The organism is Halorubrum aidingense JCM 13560, assembly GCF_000336995.1.
Classification (GTDB): Archaea; Halobacteriota; Halobacteria; order Halobacteriales; family Haloferacaceae; genus Halorubrum; species Halorubrum aidingense.
Genome location: NZ_AOJI01000028.1, coordinates 1 through 14,708, shown reverse-complemented (window position 1 = coordinate 14,708; position 14,708 = coordinate 1). Strand labels below are relative to the sequence as shown.

Annotated in this window: 17 protein-coding genes and 2 pseudogenes; 8 read left to right on the top strand and 11 right to left on the bottom strand. The window is 69.1% G+C overall.

Features of this window, described 5'->3' with window-relative positions; all coding sequences use genetic code 11:
- A pseudogene (locus C461_RS12085) lies at nt 1–227 on the bottom strand (MBL fold metallo-hydrolase); the annotation flags it as partial.
- 95 nt (nt 228–322) lie between these two features.
- On the opposite strand from C461_RS12085, the gene C461_RS12080 reads away from it, so the two are divergent.
- The gene (locus tag C461_RS12080; protein WP_008001613.1) at nt 323–1,360 is read left to right on the top strand and encodes a succinylglutamate desuccinylase/aspartoacylase family protein; all 1,038 of its coding nucleotides are present in this window, start codon (nt 323–325) and stop codon (nt 1,358–1,360) included.
- Between the two features lie 46 nt (nt 1,361–1,406).
- Here C461_RS12080 and C461_RS12075 read toward each other — a convergent pair whose 3' ends face one another.
- From C461_RS12075 to C461_RS12060, 4 genes are all read right to left on the bottom strand, one after another.
- Complete coding sequence (locus C461_RS12075) at nt 1,407–1,919, bottom strand: Tfx family DNA-binding protein (protein WP_008001612.1); 513 nt, start codon at nt 1,917–1,919, stop codon at nt 1,407–1,409.
- Nucleotides 1,920–2,057: 138 nt separating this feature from the next.
- Nucleotides 2,058–2,531, bottom strand: coding sequence for a TRAM domain-containing protein (locus tag C461_RS12070; protein WP_008001611.1), 474 nt, complete (start codon nt 2,529–2,531; stop codon nt 2,058–2,060).
- A gap of 193 nt (nt 2,532–2,724) precedes the next feature.
- A complete protein-coding gene (locus tag C461_RS12065; protein WP_008001610.1) occupies nt 2,725–3,072 on the bottom strand; it encodes a hypothetical protein in 348 nt (115 codons plus the stop codon).
- A gap of 170 nt (nt 3,073–3,242) precedes the next feature.
- Nucleotides 3,243–5,120, bottom strand: coding sequence for an acetyl-CoA carboxylase biotin carboxylase subunit (locus tag C461_RS12060; protein WP_008001609.1), 1,878 nt, complete (start codon nt 5,118–5,120; stop codon nt 3,243–3,245).
- A gap of 118 nt (nt 5,121–5,238) precedes the next feature.
- Between C461_RS12060 and C461_RS12055 the strand changes: the two genes are divergently transcribed.
- Nucleotides 5,239–5,442: a hypothetical protein gene (locus C461_RS12055; RefSeq protein WP_008001608.1), complete on the top strand. Its 204-nt coding sequence runs from the start codon at nt 5,239–5,241 to the stop codon at nt 5,440–5,442.
- Nucleotides 5,443–5,639: 197 nt separating this feature from the next.
- Here the strand turns inward: C461_RS12055 and C461_RS12050 are convergent, their stop codons facing one another.
- The gene (locus C461_RS12050; RefSeq protein WP_008001606.1) at nt 5,640–6,005 is read right to left on the bottom strand and encodes a hypothetical protein; all 366 of its coding nucleotides are present in this window, start codon (nt 6,003–6,005) and stop codon (nt 5,640–5,642) included.
- Nucleotides 6,005–7,549, bottom strand: a complete 1,545-nt coding sequence (locus C461_RS12045; protein ID WP_008001604.1) for an acyl-CoA carboxylase subunit beta — start codon at nt 7,547–7,549, stop codon at nt 6,005–6,007. The genes C461_RS12050 and C461_RS12045 overlap by 1 nt, the downstream gene beginning before the upstream one ends.
- A gap of 299 nt (nt 7,550–7,848) precedes the next feature.
- On the opposite strand from C461_RS12045, the gene C461_RS12040 reads away from it, so the two are divergent.
- From C461_RS12040 to C461_RS12025, 4 genes are all read left to right on the top strand, one after another.
- On the top strand, nt 7,849–8,487 hold the full coding sequence (locus C461_RS12040; RefSeq protein WP_008001601.1) for a 50S ribosomal protein L1: 639 nt from the start codon (nt 7,849–7,851) through the stop codon (nt 8,485–8,487).
- A complete protein-coding gene (locus tag C461_RS12035; RefSeq protein ID WP_008001599.1) occupies nt 8,484–9,521 on the top strand; it encodes a 50S ribosomal protein L10 in 1,038 nt (345 codons plus the stop codon). Before C461_RS12040 ends, C461_RS12035 begins: the two co-directional genes overlap by 4 nt.
- Nucleotides 9,522–9,539: 18 nt before the next feature.
- Entirely contained in the window at nt 9,540–9,872 is a 333-nt protein-coding gene (gene rpl12p / locus C461_RS12030) for a 50S ribosomal protein P1 (RefSeq protein WP_008001597.1), read from the top strand.
- Nucleotides 9,873–10,030: 158 nt separating this feature from the next.
- Nucleotides 10,031–10,222 carry a hypothetical protein gene (locus tag C461_RS12025; protein WP_008001595.1) on the top strand — a complete coding sequence of 64 codons (192 nt, stop codon included), beginning with the start codon at nt 10,031–10,033 and terminating at the stop codon, nt 10,220–10,222.
- 5 nt (nt 10,223–10,227) lie between these two features.
- Here C461_RS12025 and C461_RS12020 read toward each other — a convergent pair whose 3' ends face one another.
- On the bottom strand, nt 10,228–10,818 hold the full coding sequence (locus tag C461_RS12020) for an SWIM zinc finger family protein (RefSeq protein WP_239639123.1): 591 nt from the start codon (nt 10,816–10,818) through the stop codon (nt 10,228–10,230).
- Between the two features lie 388 nt (nt 10,819–11,206).
- Between C461_RS12020 and C461_RS12015 the strand changes: the two genes are divergently transcribed.
- On the top strand, nt 11,207–11,422 hold the full coding sequence (locus C461_RS12015) for a DUF7472 family protein (protein ID WP_008001591.1): 216 nt from the start codon (nt 11,207–11,209) through the stop codon (nt 11,420–11,422).
- Between the two features lie 6 nt (nt 11,423–11,428).
- Here the strand turns inward: C461_RS12015 and C461_RS12010 are convergent, their stop codons facing one another.
- Together C461_RS12010 and C461_RS12005 are read right to left on the bottom strand one after the other, a co-directional pair.
- Nucleotides 11,429–12,586: a DNA primase large subunit gene (locus C461_RS12010; protein ID WP_008001589.1), complete on the bottom strand. Its 1,158-nt coding sequence runs from the start codon at nt 12,584–12,586 to the stop codon at nt 11,429–11,431.
- Nucleotides 12,587–12,645: 59 nt separating this feature from the next.
- The gene (locus C461_RS12005; protein WP_008001588.1) at nt 12,646–13,341 is read right to left on the bottom strand and encodes an HVO_2922 family protein; all 696 of its coding nucleotides are present in this window, start codon (nt 13,339–13,341) and stop codon (nt 12,646–12,648) included.
- 151 nt (nt 13,342–13,492) lie between these two features.
- On the opposite strand from C461_RS12005, the gene C461_RS12000 reads away from it, so the two are divergent.
- On the top strand, nt 13,493–14,476 hold the full coding sequence (locus C461_RS12000) for an ArsR/SmtB family transcription factor (RefSeq protein WP_008001587.1): 984 nt from the start codon (nt 13,493–13,495) through the stop codon (nt 14,474–14,476).
- 130 nt (nt 14,477–14,606) lie between these two features.
- Here C461_RS12000 and C461_RS11995 read toward each other — a convergent pair.
- Nucleotides 14,607–14,708 (bottom strand): annotated as a pseudogene (locus tag C461_RS11995) (superoxide dismutase); the annotation flags it as partial.

The window sequence follows — 14,708 nt, the reverse complement described above, 5'->3', positions numbered from 1 at the left end:
GTCACGAGACCGGCGTCGGGGAGCGGCACGTCGTTATCGAGGAACTGGCTCCGAAAGTCCGGGCTGAAGTCGACGAGCAGCGAGTCGCCGGTCCGCTCGTTTCGCACGTGAACGGAGAACCGCGACCGCGACACGCCTCGCTCGCGGGCCGCGGCGCAGGTGTCACAGTCGCAGCCGGCGGTCGGCGTCCCGGTCGTATCGCCCGTCCCGAGGAGCGTGACCCGCATTCGTCTCCCCGTCCTCGGGCCACGGACTTAGCGTCCGCGGTCGGGGGACCAAACAATCCCGTCGTTATAATTCCGTCCTCGCCCGAGAGGGGTGCATGCACACCAGCCGAACCCTCACGCTCGCCCGCTTGCCCTCCGGCGTTCCGATCCGCACGACCGTTCACGTCTACGGCGAGGGGCGGCTCGTCGACGGCGACTCCGGTCGAGGTCCCCGGCTCGACCTCCCGAGCGACGGCGGCCCGGTCGTGTACGCACAGGCCGCCCAGCACGGACGGGAAGTGAACGGGACCGCGGTCCTCAGGCGGCTCCACGAACGGCTGACGGGCGACTCCGCGGGCGAGGACGACGCGCCGGCCCTCGACGGGACCTTGGTGACGGTCCCGGTCGCGGACCCGCTCACCTTCGACCATGTCTCGTACACCACGCCCGAATCGCTCGACTCGGTCCACTCGAACATGAATCGGTGTTGGCCCGGCGACGAGGACGGAACGCTCCACGAGCGGATGACGGCCCGCCTCTGGGACTTCGCGAGCGCGGCCGACGCGGTCGTCGACCTCCACACCGGGTCGCCGTCGATGCTCACTCACACCGTCTACATGCGCGGCGACGACGAGTGCCGGGCGCTCGCGGAGGCGTTCGGCACGGATCTGCTCCTCGCCGAGGCGGCGGGCGACGACGCCGACACGGAGTGGTCCGAGCGCGGCTTCGCCGGGAAGTTCCGGGTCGCCGCCACCCGCGAGGGGATCCCGACGATCACGCCCGAACTCGCACACAGCCGGGAGGTCGTCGCCGACGCGGTCGACGTCGGTGTCGACGGCATGCTCGGCGTGCTCCGGCACCAGGGGCTCCTCGCGGGCGAGCGAGAGCCGTGGGACGGGACGGTCGCGCGGAACCACCTCGGTCGCGTAACCGCCGCGGAGTCGGGACTGTTCACGCCGGTGCGCGGGCTCTCGATCGGGGACACGGTCGTCGACGGTGAGCGCCTCGGCGCGGTCCACGACCCGACGACGTTCGAGACGCTTCAGACCGCCGCGGCCGACCGCGACGGAATCGTCTACTCGGTCGCCCGCGAGTCGACCGTCACGGCGGGCTCGACGCTCGTCGGCGTCGCGGAGCGGTTGGACGAAGAGTGAGGGATTCGGGCCGGCGGAGGAAGAGGAGGAGGGACCTCGCCGTCCCCTACGGCCGCCGCACGCGGATCGTTCCGTCGGCGTCGACCGTGACGAACAGCCGGTTTCTGACCTCCCGTCCGTGGACCGCGTCGCCGGCGCGGTCGCCGATCGTCTTCATCAAGTCCGGGGCGGTCTGATTCACCTTGACGCCCGCGTCGTCGCACGCGTCGTACACGCGCTTCGGGGCGTCGTACAGATCGGTCCCGGCCTCGATTTCGACGCGGACCGGAGCGGCGAGCGCCTCCGCGAACGCGACGGTCTCGCGGGCGCGCTCGACGTTATCGCGGGCGCTCGCCTCGACGCTGGAGACGTTCGCGCGTGACGTGCCGAGCCGACCGGCGATGTCGGACTGGCGGAGCCCCCGCTCGCGGAGCGCTAACACCTCCGCCTGTCGGTCGGTGAGGACGCTCTCGTCGGCGTCGAACCCCGCCCGTTCCAACAGGGCCGCGGCGTCGACCTCGTCGATGTCGTCGATATCGCCGGGGTCGTCGGCGTCAGGCGGACCGTCGTCTGCGACCATACTCGTCGCGACGGGCCGCTCGCTCAAAAAACGGTGGTTTCGCTGCTCCGCGATCGGTGCGACCGACCCGTTCGTCGCTCGCGTCGCGGATCGGCGGCGTCCGGACTGTCCGTGGGGTGGAGCTCCCCCTGGACGCGCTCACTTGCCCCAGAAGTTTTCGCGGCTGCCGAGCCGTTCGCGGTCCGGGCGGTCGCGGCGCCGATTCCCGTCGTCGTCCGCGCCCTCGGCGTCCTCCTCGCCCTCCGCGTCCGCGTCACCGTCGTCTTCTTCCGGCTCCTCGGGGAGCCGTTCGACGACCTCGCGCGCCGTGGCGTGACTGGACTTCACGCGGTGAATTCGCACCTCGGCGCGCGCCGGGGGGAGGACGCCGTCGACGAGAACGATGAAGCCGTCGTCGGTGCGACCGACGCCGGCGCCGCTCTCGTGGATGTCGTCGACCTCGACGACGACCGCTTCCCCGGGCTGGACCGGCTGCTGTTTCAGTTCGTAAATGGGCATGTCGTAGTGGTTACACCACTCCGCGCCGCCCTTGTTGCCGTAGTGTTGGCACCCCATTCCGTTGATTCGTTCGTCGAAACTGGGGCAATCGTCGGCGAGTGGACAGTCCGCCATACCGTAGGGGAGACCGGCCGCCGTTGTAAACGTTTTCGACTCTCTCGGCGAAAAACGCGGAATATAGCCGTGTTATCCGGCTGAACGGCCGCTGTTTCGCGATACTCGTGGATCCCCGCGGGCGCATCGAGTCCCGTGGACGCATCGGATCCCGCAGACGCACCTCGGACGGCGGACGTTGGACCCCGCAGCCTCAGAGAAACTCGCGGACCTCGGAGTACCACATGTCGTGGTGGTCGACCGCGTCGAGCGCATCGGCGATGTCGACGGCGATCGCGTGCCAGCAGCGCTCGGACGGGTTGTCGGCGTCGAGGTTGTACGTCGCGTCGGCGCAGGTGCACTCGCCCGCCTCGACCACGTACTCGTCGTCGTGGCCGACGACGACGGTGAAATCGCGGTAGCGTTTCACCCGCCCCTCGCCGACCGCCTCGATCGCGCGCGTCCCGCGGTCGCCGTGCTCCTCGACGATGCCGGCGGCGATCGGGCCGGTGAGCTCGCCGGCCGCCGCGATCGCCGTCCGCCAGTCGTCGACCGGCTCCATACCGCCCCGTTCTCGACCGTTCGGTTAAACAGCGTCGGTCAGGACGGCGCGGTCATCGATCGGGCGCGCCGACGGCTCTGTCCCGACGCGTTGGTACCGCATCCCGACGCGTTGGTATCCCGACGCGTGGTTTCGAGCCGGCTCGCTCAGTCGACCGGGTCTGCCGGAGGTTACTCCAGCACGACCAGCACGTCGCCCATGTCGACGCTGTCGCCCTCGCCGACGTGGACGCTCGCGACGGTGCCGCCGCGCTCGGCGACCACGTCGTTTTCCATCTTCATCGCCTCGAGGACGCAGACCACGTCGCCGGCGCTGACCTCGTCGCCCTCGGCCACGTCGACCGAGAGGATCGTCCCCTGCATCTCCGCCGCGACGGCCTCGCCGCCCTCGGCGACGTCGACGCCGCCGTCGTCGCTCTCGCCGTCGTCCGTCGCCTGCGGGGGGCGCTGTTGGCGTCCGCCGGCGCCGCCGGACCCGCCGCCCGGCGTCGGAATCGGCGGGGCGCCGCGCTCTTCGAGGTCGACCTGGAAGCGCTTGCCGTTCACCTCGACGGTGAACTCGCGTTCGGTCACCTCCTCGTCGTCGTCGTCGCTCGCGGCGGCCGACTCGGTGCCCCACTTCGCTTGCGCCTCGGCGATCAGCTCGTCGTCGAGCTCCTCGTCGAGGTACTTCGTCGTGTGCGTCCCGTCGACGAACCGCTGATCGTCGAGCATGAGCCGGTGGAACGGGACGATGGTGACGACGCCGTCCAGCTCGTACTCGGCGAGCGCGCGCTTCGACCGGGCGAGACACTCCTCGCGGTCGGCGCCCCACACGATCAGCTTCGCGATCATCGAGTCGTAGTCGGTGACCAGCTCGTCGCCCTGTCGGAGCGCGTCGTCGACGCGGACGCCGATCCCGCCCGGCGGATCGTACGTGTCGAGGCGCCCCTCGTTGGCGGGCTGGAAGTCCTCGGCGGCGTTCTCGGCGTTGATGCGGAACTCGATCGCGTGGCCGTCGAGTTCGACGTCGTCCTGTGCGATCGAGAGCCCCTCGCCGGCGGCGACCCGGAGCTGCTCTTTGACGATGTCGACGCCCGTCAGCGCCTCCGTGACGGTGTGTTCGACCTGAATCCGGGTGTTGACTTCGAGGAAGTAAAACGGGGTGTCCGGACCGAGCGGCTCGTCGGGGTCGCGGTCGACGTCCTCCTCGACGAGGAACTCGACGGTCCCCGCGTTTGTGTAGTCGGCGGCGGCGACGCCCCGGCGGGCGGACTCGCCGATCTTCTCGCGCAGTTCGTCGGAGAGGGCGGGCGAGGGCCCCTCCTCGATCACTTTCTGATGGCGGCGCTGGAGCGAGCAGTCGCGCTCCCCGAGGTGGACGACCTCGGTGTCGGCGTCCGCGTCGCCCTCGCTGTCGTCCGCGACGATCTGCACCTCGACGTGTCGCGGCGTCTCCAGGTAGCGTTCCAGGTACACGGAGTCGTTCGAGAAGTACGCCTCGCCCTCGCGTTTCGCCGATTCGAGGGCGTCCGCGGCCTCGTCGGCGCTCTCGACGACCTTCATCCCGCGGCCGCCGCCGCCGCCTTCGGCCTTGATCGCGACGGGGTAGCCGTGCTCGTCGCCGAACTCGCGGACCGCCTCGGGATCGGTGACGGGCTCCGTGGTACCGGGAACGATGGGTACGTCCGCCGCGTCCATCACACGCCGGGCGTGGGTCTTCTCGCCGAGCCGCTCCATCGCCTCGCTCGACGGACCGACCCAGGTGATCCCGTCCGCGGCCTCGACGCGCGCGGCGAAGTCGGCGTTCTCCGCGAGGAAGCCGTACCCCGGGTGGATCGCGTCGGCGCCCGCCGCCCGCGCGGCCTCGACCACCGCCTCGCCGTCGAGGTAGGAGTCGGCCGCGCGGGCCGGCCCCACGTTGTACGCTTCGTCCGCGTACCGGACGTGGCCGCCGTGTTTGTCGGCGTCGCTGTACACGGCGACGGTGTCGACACCAAGCTCCGCACAGGCGCGCATCACCCGAACCGCGATCTCTCCGCGGTTCGCGACGAGAACCTTGTCGAACATTCCTGCACGTTCCTTCCACTATGACCCACCTCATTCTATCGGTCCGTCCCGGCGGAGCCGTCGGTCGGTGCCGCCGTGCCCGAGACGGTTAAGTGGGATCCGCACGGCAGATTCGGACATGCTCTCGGCCGGAAACCCCTACGTGTTGCCGTCGGTGCTAATCGCGGCGGGCGCGTACCTCGCGTTGACGCTGCTGACGGACGCGTCTATCCTGATCCGGATCGGCGTGCTCGCGTTCGTCGCCGGCGTCGTCCCGATCGTCGTCAACCGCCTCTTCGGCGGTGCGCCGGACGACGCGACGAACGAATCGACCGACGTCTGACCACTGTCCACAGATATATATTCCGCCGGCCGCATTCTCCGACGCACCCTGTGAAGGGTTCGCGTGGCGGAGCCGCCGCCGGGGGAATGTGCGCGCCCGGACGCAACCTCCAGTCGCGTCCGGGGCCGATCGATGCTCCCAGCGACGGCGCCGGGGATCGAAGCCGGGGACCGCATCGGCCTCGGACGCTCCCGCGGTCAGAACCGCTCGGCGCGCCCGGCCGCGGTCCACGGATCGGTCGGCGCGCTCGCGGGAACGCGGACGGACCGCCCGCTGAGCCGGGCGACCCGCCCGGCGAACGACCATCGCTTTCCGTCGTCGTCCCACCCGTCGCCGCTCGCTTCCGCGGCCGCCGCCGCGGCGAGTTCGCCGTCTCGGAGGTGCGCCGCGACCGCCGCGGCGATGGCGGCGGCCTCGGCGTCGTCGGCGTCGTCCGGGATCGAGAGCCCGTCGGGGAGAGCGAGGACCGCCGTACCGTCGGACGCGTCCCCGACGCTCTCGGCGGTGTCACCGGTTTCCGTGGCTCCCGTCTCGTCGGAACTCGTCGGTCGGTCGGTCGCCATCAGATCGGGATGTTACCGTGTTTCTTCTCCGGCTGTTCGGCGCGTTTCCCCTTCAGCATCTGGAGGTCGTCGATCAGTCGCGAACGGGTCTCGGACGGCTCGATGACGTCGTCGACGAAGCCGCGGTCGGCGGCGGTGTACGGGTTCGCGAACTCCTCGCGGTACTCGTCGATGAGCTCCTGTCTGCGGGCGTCGGGGTCGTCGGCCTCGGCCAGCTCCTCGCGGTAGAGGACGTTGACCGCGCCCTTTGGCCCCATCACCGCGATCTCCGCGGTCGGCCACGCGTAGTTGACGTCGCCGCCGATGTGTTTCGAGGACATCACGCAGTACGCGCCGCCGTACGCCTTCCGGGTGATGACGGTGAGCAGCGGGACGGTCGCCTCGGAGAAGGCGTACAGGAGCTTCGCGCCGTGGCGGATGATCCCGTTGTGCTCCTGATCCGTGCCGGGCATGAACCCGGGCACGTCCTCGAAAGTGAGAATGGGGATGTTGAACGCGTCACAGAAGCGGACGAACCGCGCGCCCTTCTGGCTCGACTCGATGTCGAGCGTGCCGGCGTTCACGCGGGGGTTGTTGGCGACGACACCGATCGAGTGGCCGTCGAGCCGGGCGAACCCGACGACGATGTTCTTGGCAAAGTTCTCTTGCACCTCGAAGAAGGACCCCTCGTCGACGACGCTGCCGATCACGTCTTTCATGTCGTACGGTTTGCGAGGCGCGTCGGGGACGATGTCGCCGAGGCGGTCGTCCGCGCGATCGGGATCGTCCCACGGCTCGACGCGCGGGGGGTCCTCGACGTTGTTCGCGGGGAGGTACGAGAGCAGCCGCGCGATGTCGTCTAACGCGTCCTCCTCGCTCTCCTCGGCGAAGTGCGCGACGCCGGAGGTCGACGAGTGGGTGACCGCGCCGCCGAGCTCCTCGAAGCTCACCTCCTCGCCGGTCACCGTCTCGATGACGTCGGGACCGGTGATGAACATGTGCGAGGTGTCCTTGACCATGAACGTGAAGTCCGTGATGGCCGGGGAGTACACCGCGCCGCCGGCACACGGCCCCATGATCGCCGAGATCTGCGGGACGACGCCGGAGGCCTCCGTGTTGCGACGGAAGATCTCCGCGAAGCCGCCGAGCGAGGCGACGCCCTCCTGAATGCGGGCGCCGGCGGAGTCGTTGAGCCCGACGACGGGCGCGCCCACGTCCATCGCTTTGTCCATCACCTTACACACCTTCTCGGCGAACACCTCGCCGAGCGAGCCGCCGAACACGGTGAAGTCGTGCGCGAAGACGAACGTCTTCCGGCCGTTGACCTCGCCGTACCCCGTCACCACGCCGTCGCCCGGGATCTGCTGTTCTTCCATCCCGAACGTGTGGTTCCGATGGGTTCGGAACCGGTCGAACTCGTGGAACGTCCCGTCGTCGAGGAAGTAGTCGATCCGCTCGCGCGCGGTCATCTTCCCCTTCTCGTGTTGGGACTCGATCCGATCTTCGCCCCCGCCGAGCGACGCCCGTTCGCGGCGTTCGCGGAGGTCCTCGATACGGTCGTCCATCGTCACGCCGGACCACCCTGAGTCATTACCTCGTGGTTGGGAAGCGGCATCAAAAGGGTTCCCCTATCCGACGTTTTCGGATTCGACAGGCGTCGAATTTCGGTTACGGTCGGGTTGCACTCGGCCGATACCCACCGACGGGCTCGACGACCGAGACCGGCCGTATCGCCCCTGTCGGCGGTTCACACGCGGAGGGGCGCTTCGACGCTTTTAAACCTCCGATGGACCACTCTCCGGTGAGACAGGCTTCGCCTGTTTCACTGACCCGTAGGAGCGACCTGCGTACTACGGAGGTGAAAATGGCAGACACAATACAAGAGGCCGTAACCCTCGCACTCGACGATGCGCCCGAGCGGAACTTCCGCGAGACGGTGGACATCGCTATCAACCTGCGAGACCTCGACCTCAACGATCCGTCGAACCGCATCGACGAGTCCGTCGTGCTGCCGGCTGGAACGGGGCAGGAGACACAGATCGTCGTCTTCGCGGAGGGCGAAACCGCCGTCCGCGCCGCGGACGTTGCTGATCAAGTACTTGACAGCGACGACCTCGAAGACTTAGGAGACGACGACGACCGCGCAAAGGACCTCGCCGACGAGACCGACTTCTTCGTCGCCGAGGCCAACCTGATGCAGGACATCGGTCGGTACCTCGGTACCGTCCTCGGTCCGCGCGGGAAGATGCCTACCCCACTGCAGCCGGACGACGACGTCGTCGAGACCGTCAATCGGATGAAGAACACGGTGCAGCTCCGGTCGCGCGACCGGCGCACGTTCCACACCCGCGTCGGCGCCGAGGACATGGGCGCCGAGGCGATCTCGGACAACATCGACGTCATCATCCGACGACTCGAAGCGAACCTCGAGAAGGGACCGCTCAACATCGACGGGATCTACGTGAAGACCACGATGGGTCCCGCGAAGGAGGTGCCCGTATGAGCTCAGTTCGCAAGACCGAGACGATCCCGCAGTGGAAACAGGACGAAGTCGACGAGCTCGTCGAGTTCATCGACTCGTTCAACTCCGTCGGGATCGTCGGCGTCGCCGGCATCCCGAGCCGACAGCTCCAGGCCATGCGCCGCGAGCTGCACGGCTCCGCGGACGTCCGGATGAGCCGCAACACGCTCACCGTCCGCGCGCTGGAGGAGGTCGACGCGGGCGTCGAGGAGCTGACCCAGTACGTCTCGGGTCAGGTCGCGCTCATCGGTACGAACGACAACCCGTTCGGTCTTTTCAAACAGCTGGAAGCCTCGAAGACCCCCGCCCCGATCAGCGCGGGCGAGGTCGCCCCCAACGACGTCGTCATCCCCGAGGGTGACACCGGCGTCGACCCGGGACCGTTCGTCGGTGAACTCCAGACCGTCGGCGCGGCGGCGCGCATCCAGGACGGTTCGATCATGGTCACCGAGGACTCGAAGGTCCTCGAAGAGGGCGAGGTCGTCGACGAGGACCTCGCGAACGTCCTGACCGAACTCGGCATCGAGCCGAAGGAAGTCGGACTCGACCTGAAGGGCGTCTACTCCGAGGGCGTCCTGTTCGAGCCGGACGAGCTCGCCATCGACGTCGACGAGTACCGCGCGGACATCCAGTCCGCCGCGGCCGCCGCGCGCAACCTCTCGGTCAACGCCGCCTACCCGACGGCCGCCACCGCCGGCGCCCTTCTCGCGAAGGCGTCCGGCGAGGCGAAGTCGGTCGGGCTGTTCGCCGAGATCGAGAGCCCGGACGTCGTGCCCGACCTCATCGGGAAGGCCGACGCCCAGCTCCGCGCGCTCGCGGCTCAGATCGACGACGAGGAGGCGCTCCCCGAGGAGCTGCAGGGCGTCGAAGCCGCCCCGGCTCCCGAGACGGACGACGCCGAGGAGGAACAGGCGGACGACAACGACGATACGGACGACGCTGAGGCGGCCGACGACGACGCCGACGATGACGACGGCGACGACGGCGGCGACGGTCTCGGCGCGATGTTCGGATAACACTACGAGGACACACCAATGGAATACGTTTACGCTGCGCTCATCCTGAACGAGACTGGCGAAGAGATCAACGAGGACAACATCACCGGCGTGCTGGAAGCCGCCGGCGTCGACGTCGAGGAATCCCGCGTCAAGGCACTCGTCGCCGCGCTGGAGGACGTCGACATCGAGGAAGCCATCGAGACGGCCGCCGCGGCGCCCGCCGCCGGCGCGGCCGCCGGTGGCGCTGCCGCTGCCGAGGAGTCCGACGACGGCGACGACGAGGCCGACGAGGCCGACGCCGACGACGAGGACGACGAGGAAGAAGAGGACGACGACGGCGGTGAGGGCCTCGGCGAGCTCTTCGGCTAACGCCGGACAGTAACTCCGAGACCGCTCCGACCGCTTCGGCCACCGCGGCCGTTTCGGCCCCTTCGATCGATCCGCATTTTTCAGCCCGTGCCCGCTATCCGGAGTGATAACGCCGGCCGCGTCTTTTTATATCGATCGCCGGAAGAAGCGACCATCCAATGAATATCGTCGATGGCGACAAAATAGAGTGCGCCCGGTGCGAGTCGGTGTTCCCCATCGAGGACGCCTCGCTACTCGAAAAGGAGACGAATCGCGACTACGAGCGCGTGCTCTGTGCGGAGTGTCTCGGCGCCGTCGGCGTCCCCCGAGGGTACACCCTGCGGCGAGATATCTCTCACCTCGCGCAGTAGCACTTTTACCGATTTCTCGTGAGCCGGGAGGCCGGGAACCCGTATCGCTTGGCGTCCCCGACCTCGCGGTCCGGCCGGAGCGAGTCGACGTACACGACCTCGACGACCGGCTCGTGGGCGCCGTACTCGGCGTTCGTGGCGTAGTCGGCGACGGTGCGCCCCTCCTCGGTCCGGTACGCGTCGGCTCGCTGGTCCGTGACCGCGACCACGAGGAGGCGTTCGCCGGTCTCGCGGTCGTGGACGAGCACGCCCGGCTCGAACCCGTGTCGCGCACAGAGCTGCGGCCCCTCGGCGTCGTGCGGGACGAACGCCTCCCCGCCGCAGACCGCGCAGACGGCGACGCGCTCGTCCGGCGCGGGGACCGCTCCCGCGGCCACCTCCATCGCGACGCGACGGAGGTGCTTACACCGGGCGCCGCGGATCGCGTGGTCCGGGCAGGTGCAGGTGCCGTCGTCGAGCGCGACGACGTAGGTGCCGCCCTCGGTCTCGACGACGTACCGACCGTCGCGCAGCGTTCGCACGGTCATCGGCTCTCTGACGGCGCGCGTCGACCGCCCATCGCCGGAGTCGCGGTCCGCCGCAGAGTCGCGGTCCACCACAGAGTCGCGGTCCACCACAGAGTCGCGGTCCGCCGCGGAATCGCGGCTCGATTCGGGGTCGCCACCCGATTCGTCGACCGATCGGTTCTCGATGCCCCGCGGATCCTCGGCGGGCGGCTCCGCGGGCGGCTCCGGCGGCACCGCCGCTCCGAGCGCGATCGGATCCGCAGGTGTCGACGTCGGTGGTGTTCGGGGGTGTCTCATGGGGGCGCGCGAGGCGGCTCCTCGCGTCGGGTCGATATAGGGTTTCAGCCCGCTTAACGTCCTCGCCCGTTGACCAATGTCGGCGCTCGTACGCCAGTCGGACCGCGAGGAGAGTCGTCGCGTCCCGGTTTTCGGCGGCCTCATCGAAGTCCTTTTTTAGCGGCGACGGAAACCCGCGGGCATGGAAATCGACGCGGAGCTCCGTCGGCAGATCACGGTCTCCCTGCTCGCGGCGGCGGTGTTCGTCGCCGGGCTGGTCGGGATCGGGGTCACGTACGGCGGCTCGTCTGAACTCCCCGAGACGGGCGCGATCGCGCTCGTCGGACTGCTGACCGGCTTCGTGCTGCTGATGGCGCTCGTCGGCGCGTACCTCATCCGCGCGAACGACGACGAGTAGGCCGGTTTAGGCCGTTTCGCCGTCCGCCGCAATTCCGTTCTTCTCCCGCCAATCGTCGACCTCGCCGGCGTCCGCCACGCGCTTTTCGTAGTACGCGAGCGGGTCGGCGGCGACCTGCATGTGGTCCTCCTCGTTGTGGCAGATCCCGTAGTTCGACAGCGTCTGACAGGTCGGCGGCGGGTACTGCGTCCCGCGGTCGTCTTTCAGGTACTCGGTCTGGTACCGGATCCCCTCGGCGTCGAGGCTGGTGTCCGCACAGAACGCGACCACCTCGTCGGGGGTCATCCCGATGCCGACGAGAAACGCCATCAGCGCGAACGACTCGGGCGGGGTGAGGTCGACGTCGCGCTCGGCTTTCTCGATCAGGTTCGTCATGCACGGCGGGAACAGGTCGGGGGCGACGACGTCGATCGGTCCGGTGTAGGTCCGCTCGGAGAGCAGCCGTTTGAGGTCCTCGACGCCGGACTCGAGCTCCGCGGCGATCCCCTCACCGGCCGCCAGTTCGAACGGAAGCCCCTCGCGGACGCGCTCTTCGACGGCGGCTTCGAGCGCGTCCAACAGCTCTTCGCGGGAGACGCGCACCTCCCCGTCGGCGAGCGCTCGGTTGACGAGCCGCCACGACGGCCCCCACGACGGCGAGGTGAGCCGGAGGTACGGTCCGACCGCGATCCAGTAGTGGGCGGGATCGCGGTCGGCGGACGACGCGGCGGCCGGCGTGTCACCCGTTGCCGGGCCGGTCGCCTCCGGTCGCACCGCGTCCGCGAGGTCGAACTCGGCGAGCACGTCGTCGAGACCGACTGTCGGCGTCGACAGCGACCGCAGCTCGTCGTCGGTCGCGAGGTCGGCGCGGATCCGATCGACGGCGGTCGCCGCCTCGGCGGCGGCGTACTTCTCGATGGCGGGCGCGGAGTCGAGCAGCGAGACGAGGATCCGCGATATCGGGTACGACAGCAGCTCCGCCTGCGTGTCGTACGCCGACTCGGCGGGGAAGGCTCCGCTCTCCGATTCGACCGTGCCGTCGAGCAGAGCGCGTTCGACGCGCTCGCGGGCGCGCTCAACGGCGGGCGCGTCGGCCGCGACGAGCTCCGGCAGCGACACCGCGGCCTCGGCGACGGCCTCCCGGGCGGTCGCAAAGAACGGGTACTTGGCGTCGAGCGCGTCCATGTTCGGCCCGAGGTAGCAACGGACGGCGAATAAGCGGTGCGGTCCGCGTCGGGCGCTCGCTACGCTTCCGTATCTTCGCCCGCTCCCTCTCCGTCGGCGTCCGGGTCCGGGTCCGGATTCTCGATCGCCGCGCCCGGCGCGTTCGCTTTCACGCTGTTGAGCCCCTGTTTCGCCTTCTGTTTCGAGGCGTACCCCTGTCCGCCGTCGGCGATGATGTTCCCGTTGTCGTGGACGAGCCGCCACCGGTGTTTGTCGGCCGCGTCCCGGAACAGCTCGAAGGTGGCGTCGCTGCCTCCGTCTTCCGGGACCACCGCGTCGCGCGCGGCGTCGATGACGTGTGCGCCGGGGGCGTTCCGCTGGACGCTCTCGATCCCGTTTCGGGCGTCGCGTTTGTCCGCGTATCCCTCGCCGCCGTCGGCGATGATGTTCCCGTTGTCGTGGCGGAGCCGCCAGCGCCACTTGTCGGCGTCGTCCGCGTACAGTTCGAAGGTCGCCCTGCTCGCGGCGGCGTCGGTGTCGATTTCGCCGTCCGCCTCGTCGAACGCCATCTCGACCGCGTAGCGGACCGTTCCGTCGGTGCGTTCGAGCGCCACCTCGACGTCCGGCTCCGCGGCCGGGTCGACCGTGACCGTACCGGCGTCGTCGACGGGGACCGGGTCCCCGCGACCGAGGGCCTTCGCGATGCGTCGGAAGTAGGTCGCGAGCGCCTGTCGGCTCCGCGATCGGCTGGACTCATGGATCGTCTCGTCTGTCATACAGGTTACCGTCACGGCGAGAGAATAAAACCGTATGGCCGGCTGCGCCGTTTCGGGCACCGGGCCACCGAGATGACGGAGCACGAGACCGCGGGGGACCCGACCGCTCGCGCCCGATAGTGTTTAGCGAACGCCGCCGCATTGCCGAGGTGTGAGTCAGTACGATCGGAGCGTCGAAGCGGACGTCGACCCGGACGCTGATCCGGACGTGGACGCAGACGGCGATCGGTCCGCCGATCACGGTGACGGCGACGGTGACGCCTCGCTCGCGCACCGCACCGAGTCCCGCGTGCTCCCCGCCGACGTGTTCTCGACGCTCGGGAACGACACCCGCGTCGCCATCCTCCGGGGCCTCTTAGAGCTCGGCGCCGACGAGCGAGCGGTCAGCTTCACCGACCTGTTCGAGCGCGTCGACATCGACGACAGCGCGAACTTCAGCTATCACCTCCGTCAGCTCACGGGCCACTTCATCAAGCGGAGCGACGACGGCTACGCGTTCCGTTCGCCCGGTCGGAAGGTGGTCAGCGCCATCTTCACCGGGTCGCTGACCGAGCGCGCGCAACTCGGCTTCTTCCCCGTCGACGGGAGCTGTTACGACTGCGGCGGGGACCTCCACGGCTGGTACGTCGACGACGCGCTCACCATCGGCTGTGCCGACTGCGGCGCCGTGCAGGTGAGCTACCCGTTCCCCTCCGGCGGGCTCGACGACCGCACGACCGAGGAGCTGTTGCAGGCGTTCCACCACTACGTCCGACATCACTACTGTCTGGCCGCCGACGGCGTCTGCCCCGAGTGCACCGGCGCCGTCGAGACGACGCTCCGTCGCGACCCCGACGAGGACGACCTCGATCTCGCCGTCGAACACGTCTGTCGGCGCTGTAACTACCGACTTCGCTCGACGGTCGGCGTGACGCTGTTAGACCACGCGGAGACGCTGGTGTTCCACGCCGACCGCGGCGTCGATTTAAATACCGAGCCGTTCTGGCGGTTCGACTGGTGCGTGAGCGACGCGCGGACGACCGTCGTCTCCGACGACCCGCTCCGCGTCAGGCTCGCGCTCCCCTGCGCGGGCGACGAACTCCGCGTGCTGCTCGACGAGACGTGCAGCGTGATCGAAACGACGGTCGTCGAGTGAGTCTCCGTTATAAATAGAAGGGCCGACACTTCCCGCGCACGCATCCGGCGCCGACGAGTGTCGACGCTCGTCGGCCGACGCGGCGGGACCGCAGTGGAATACCTCTCGAGAGCGTGCCGTCAGCGGGACGTTACTCGAAGCGTTCGACGGCCTGCTCGTAGCGGCTCGCGGGCTCGTCCCAGTCGACGACCTCGAAGAAGTTGTCGACGAACTCGCCGCGGGCCGGGCCGTA

Bases quoted from the DNA above. Each gene is read 5' to 3' on its own strand.
- C461_RS12080 (WP_008001613.1), top strand. From the start codon at position 323: ATGCACACCAGCCGAACCCTCACGCTCGCCCGCTTGCCCTCCGGCGTT.
- C461_RS12075 (WP_008001612.1), bottom strand. From the start codon at position 1,919: ATGGTCGCAGACGACGGTCCGCCTGACGCCGACGACCCCGGCGATATC.
- C461_RS12070 (WP_008001611.1), bottom strand. From the start codon at position 2,531: ATGGCGGACTGTCCACTCGCCGACGATTGCCCCAGTTTCGACGAACGA.
- C461_RS12065 (WP_008001610.1), bottom strand. From the start codon at position 3,072: ATGGAGCCGGTCGACGACTGGCGGACGGCGATCGCGGCGGCCGGCGAG.
- C461_RS12060 (WP_008001609.1), bottom strand. From the start codon at position 5,120: ATGTTCGACAAGGTTCTCGTCGCGAACCGCGGAGAGATCGCGGTTCGG.
- C461_RS12055 (WP_008001608.1), top strand. From the start codon at position 5,239: ATGCTCTCGGCCGGAAACCCCTACGTGTTGCCGTCGGTGCTAATCGCG.
- C461_RS12050 (WP_008001606.1), bottom strand. From the start codon at position 6,005: ATGGCGACCGACCGACCGACGAGTTCCGACGAGACGGGAGCCACGGAA.
- C461_RS12045 (WP_008001604.1), bottom strand. From the start codon at position 7,549: ATGGACGACCGTATCGAGGACCTCCGCGAACGCCGCGAACGGGCGTCG.
- C461_RS12040 (WP_008001601.1), top strand. From the start codon at position 7,849: ATGGCAGACACAATACAAGAGGCCGTAACCCTCGCACTCGACGATGCG.
- C461_RS12035 (WP_008001599.1), top strand. From the start codon at position 8,484: ATGAGCTCAGTTCGCAAGACCGAGACGATCCCGCAGTGGAAACAGGAC.
- rpl12p (WP_008001597.1), top strand. From the start codon at position 9,540: ATGGAATACGTTTACGCTGCGCTCATCCTGAACGAGACTGGCGAAGAG.
- C461_RS12025 (WP_008001595.1), top strand. From the start codon at position 10,031: ATGAATATCGTCGATGGCGACAAAATAGAGTGCGCCCGGTGCGAGTCG.
- C461_RS12015 (WP_008001591.1), top strand. From the start codon at position 11,207: ATGGAAATCGACGCGGAGCTCCGTCGGCAGATCACGGTCTCCCTGCTC.
- C461_RS12010 (WP_008001589.1), bottom strand. From the start codon at position 12,586: ATGGACGCGCTCGACGCCAAGTACCCGTTCTTTGCGACCGCCCGGGAG.
- C461_RS12005 (WP_008001588.1), bottom strand. From the start codon at position 13,341: ATGACAGACGAGACGATCCATGAGTCCAGCCGATCGCGGAGCCGACAG.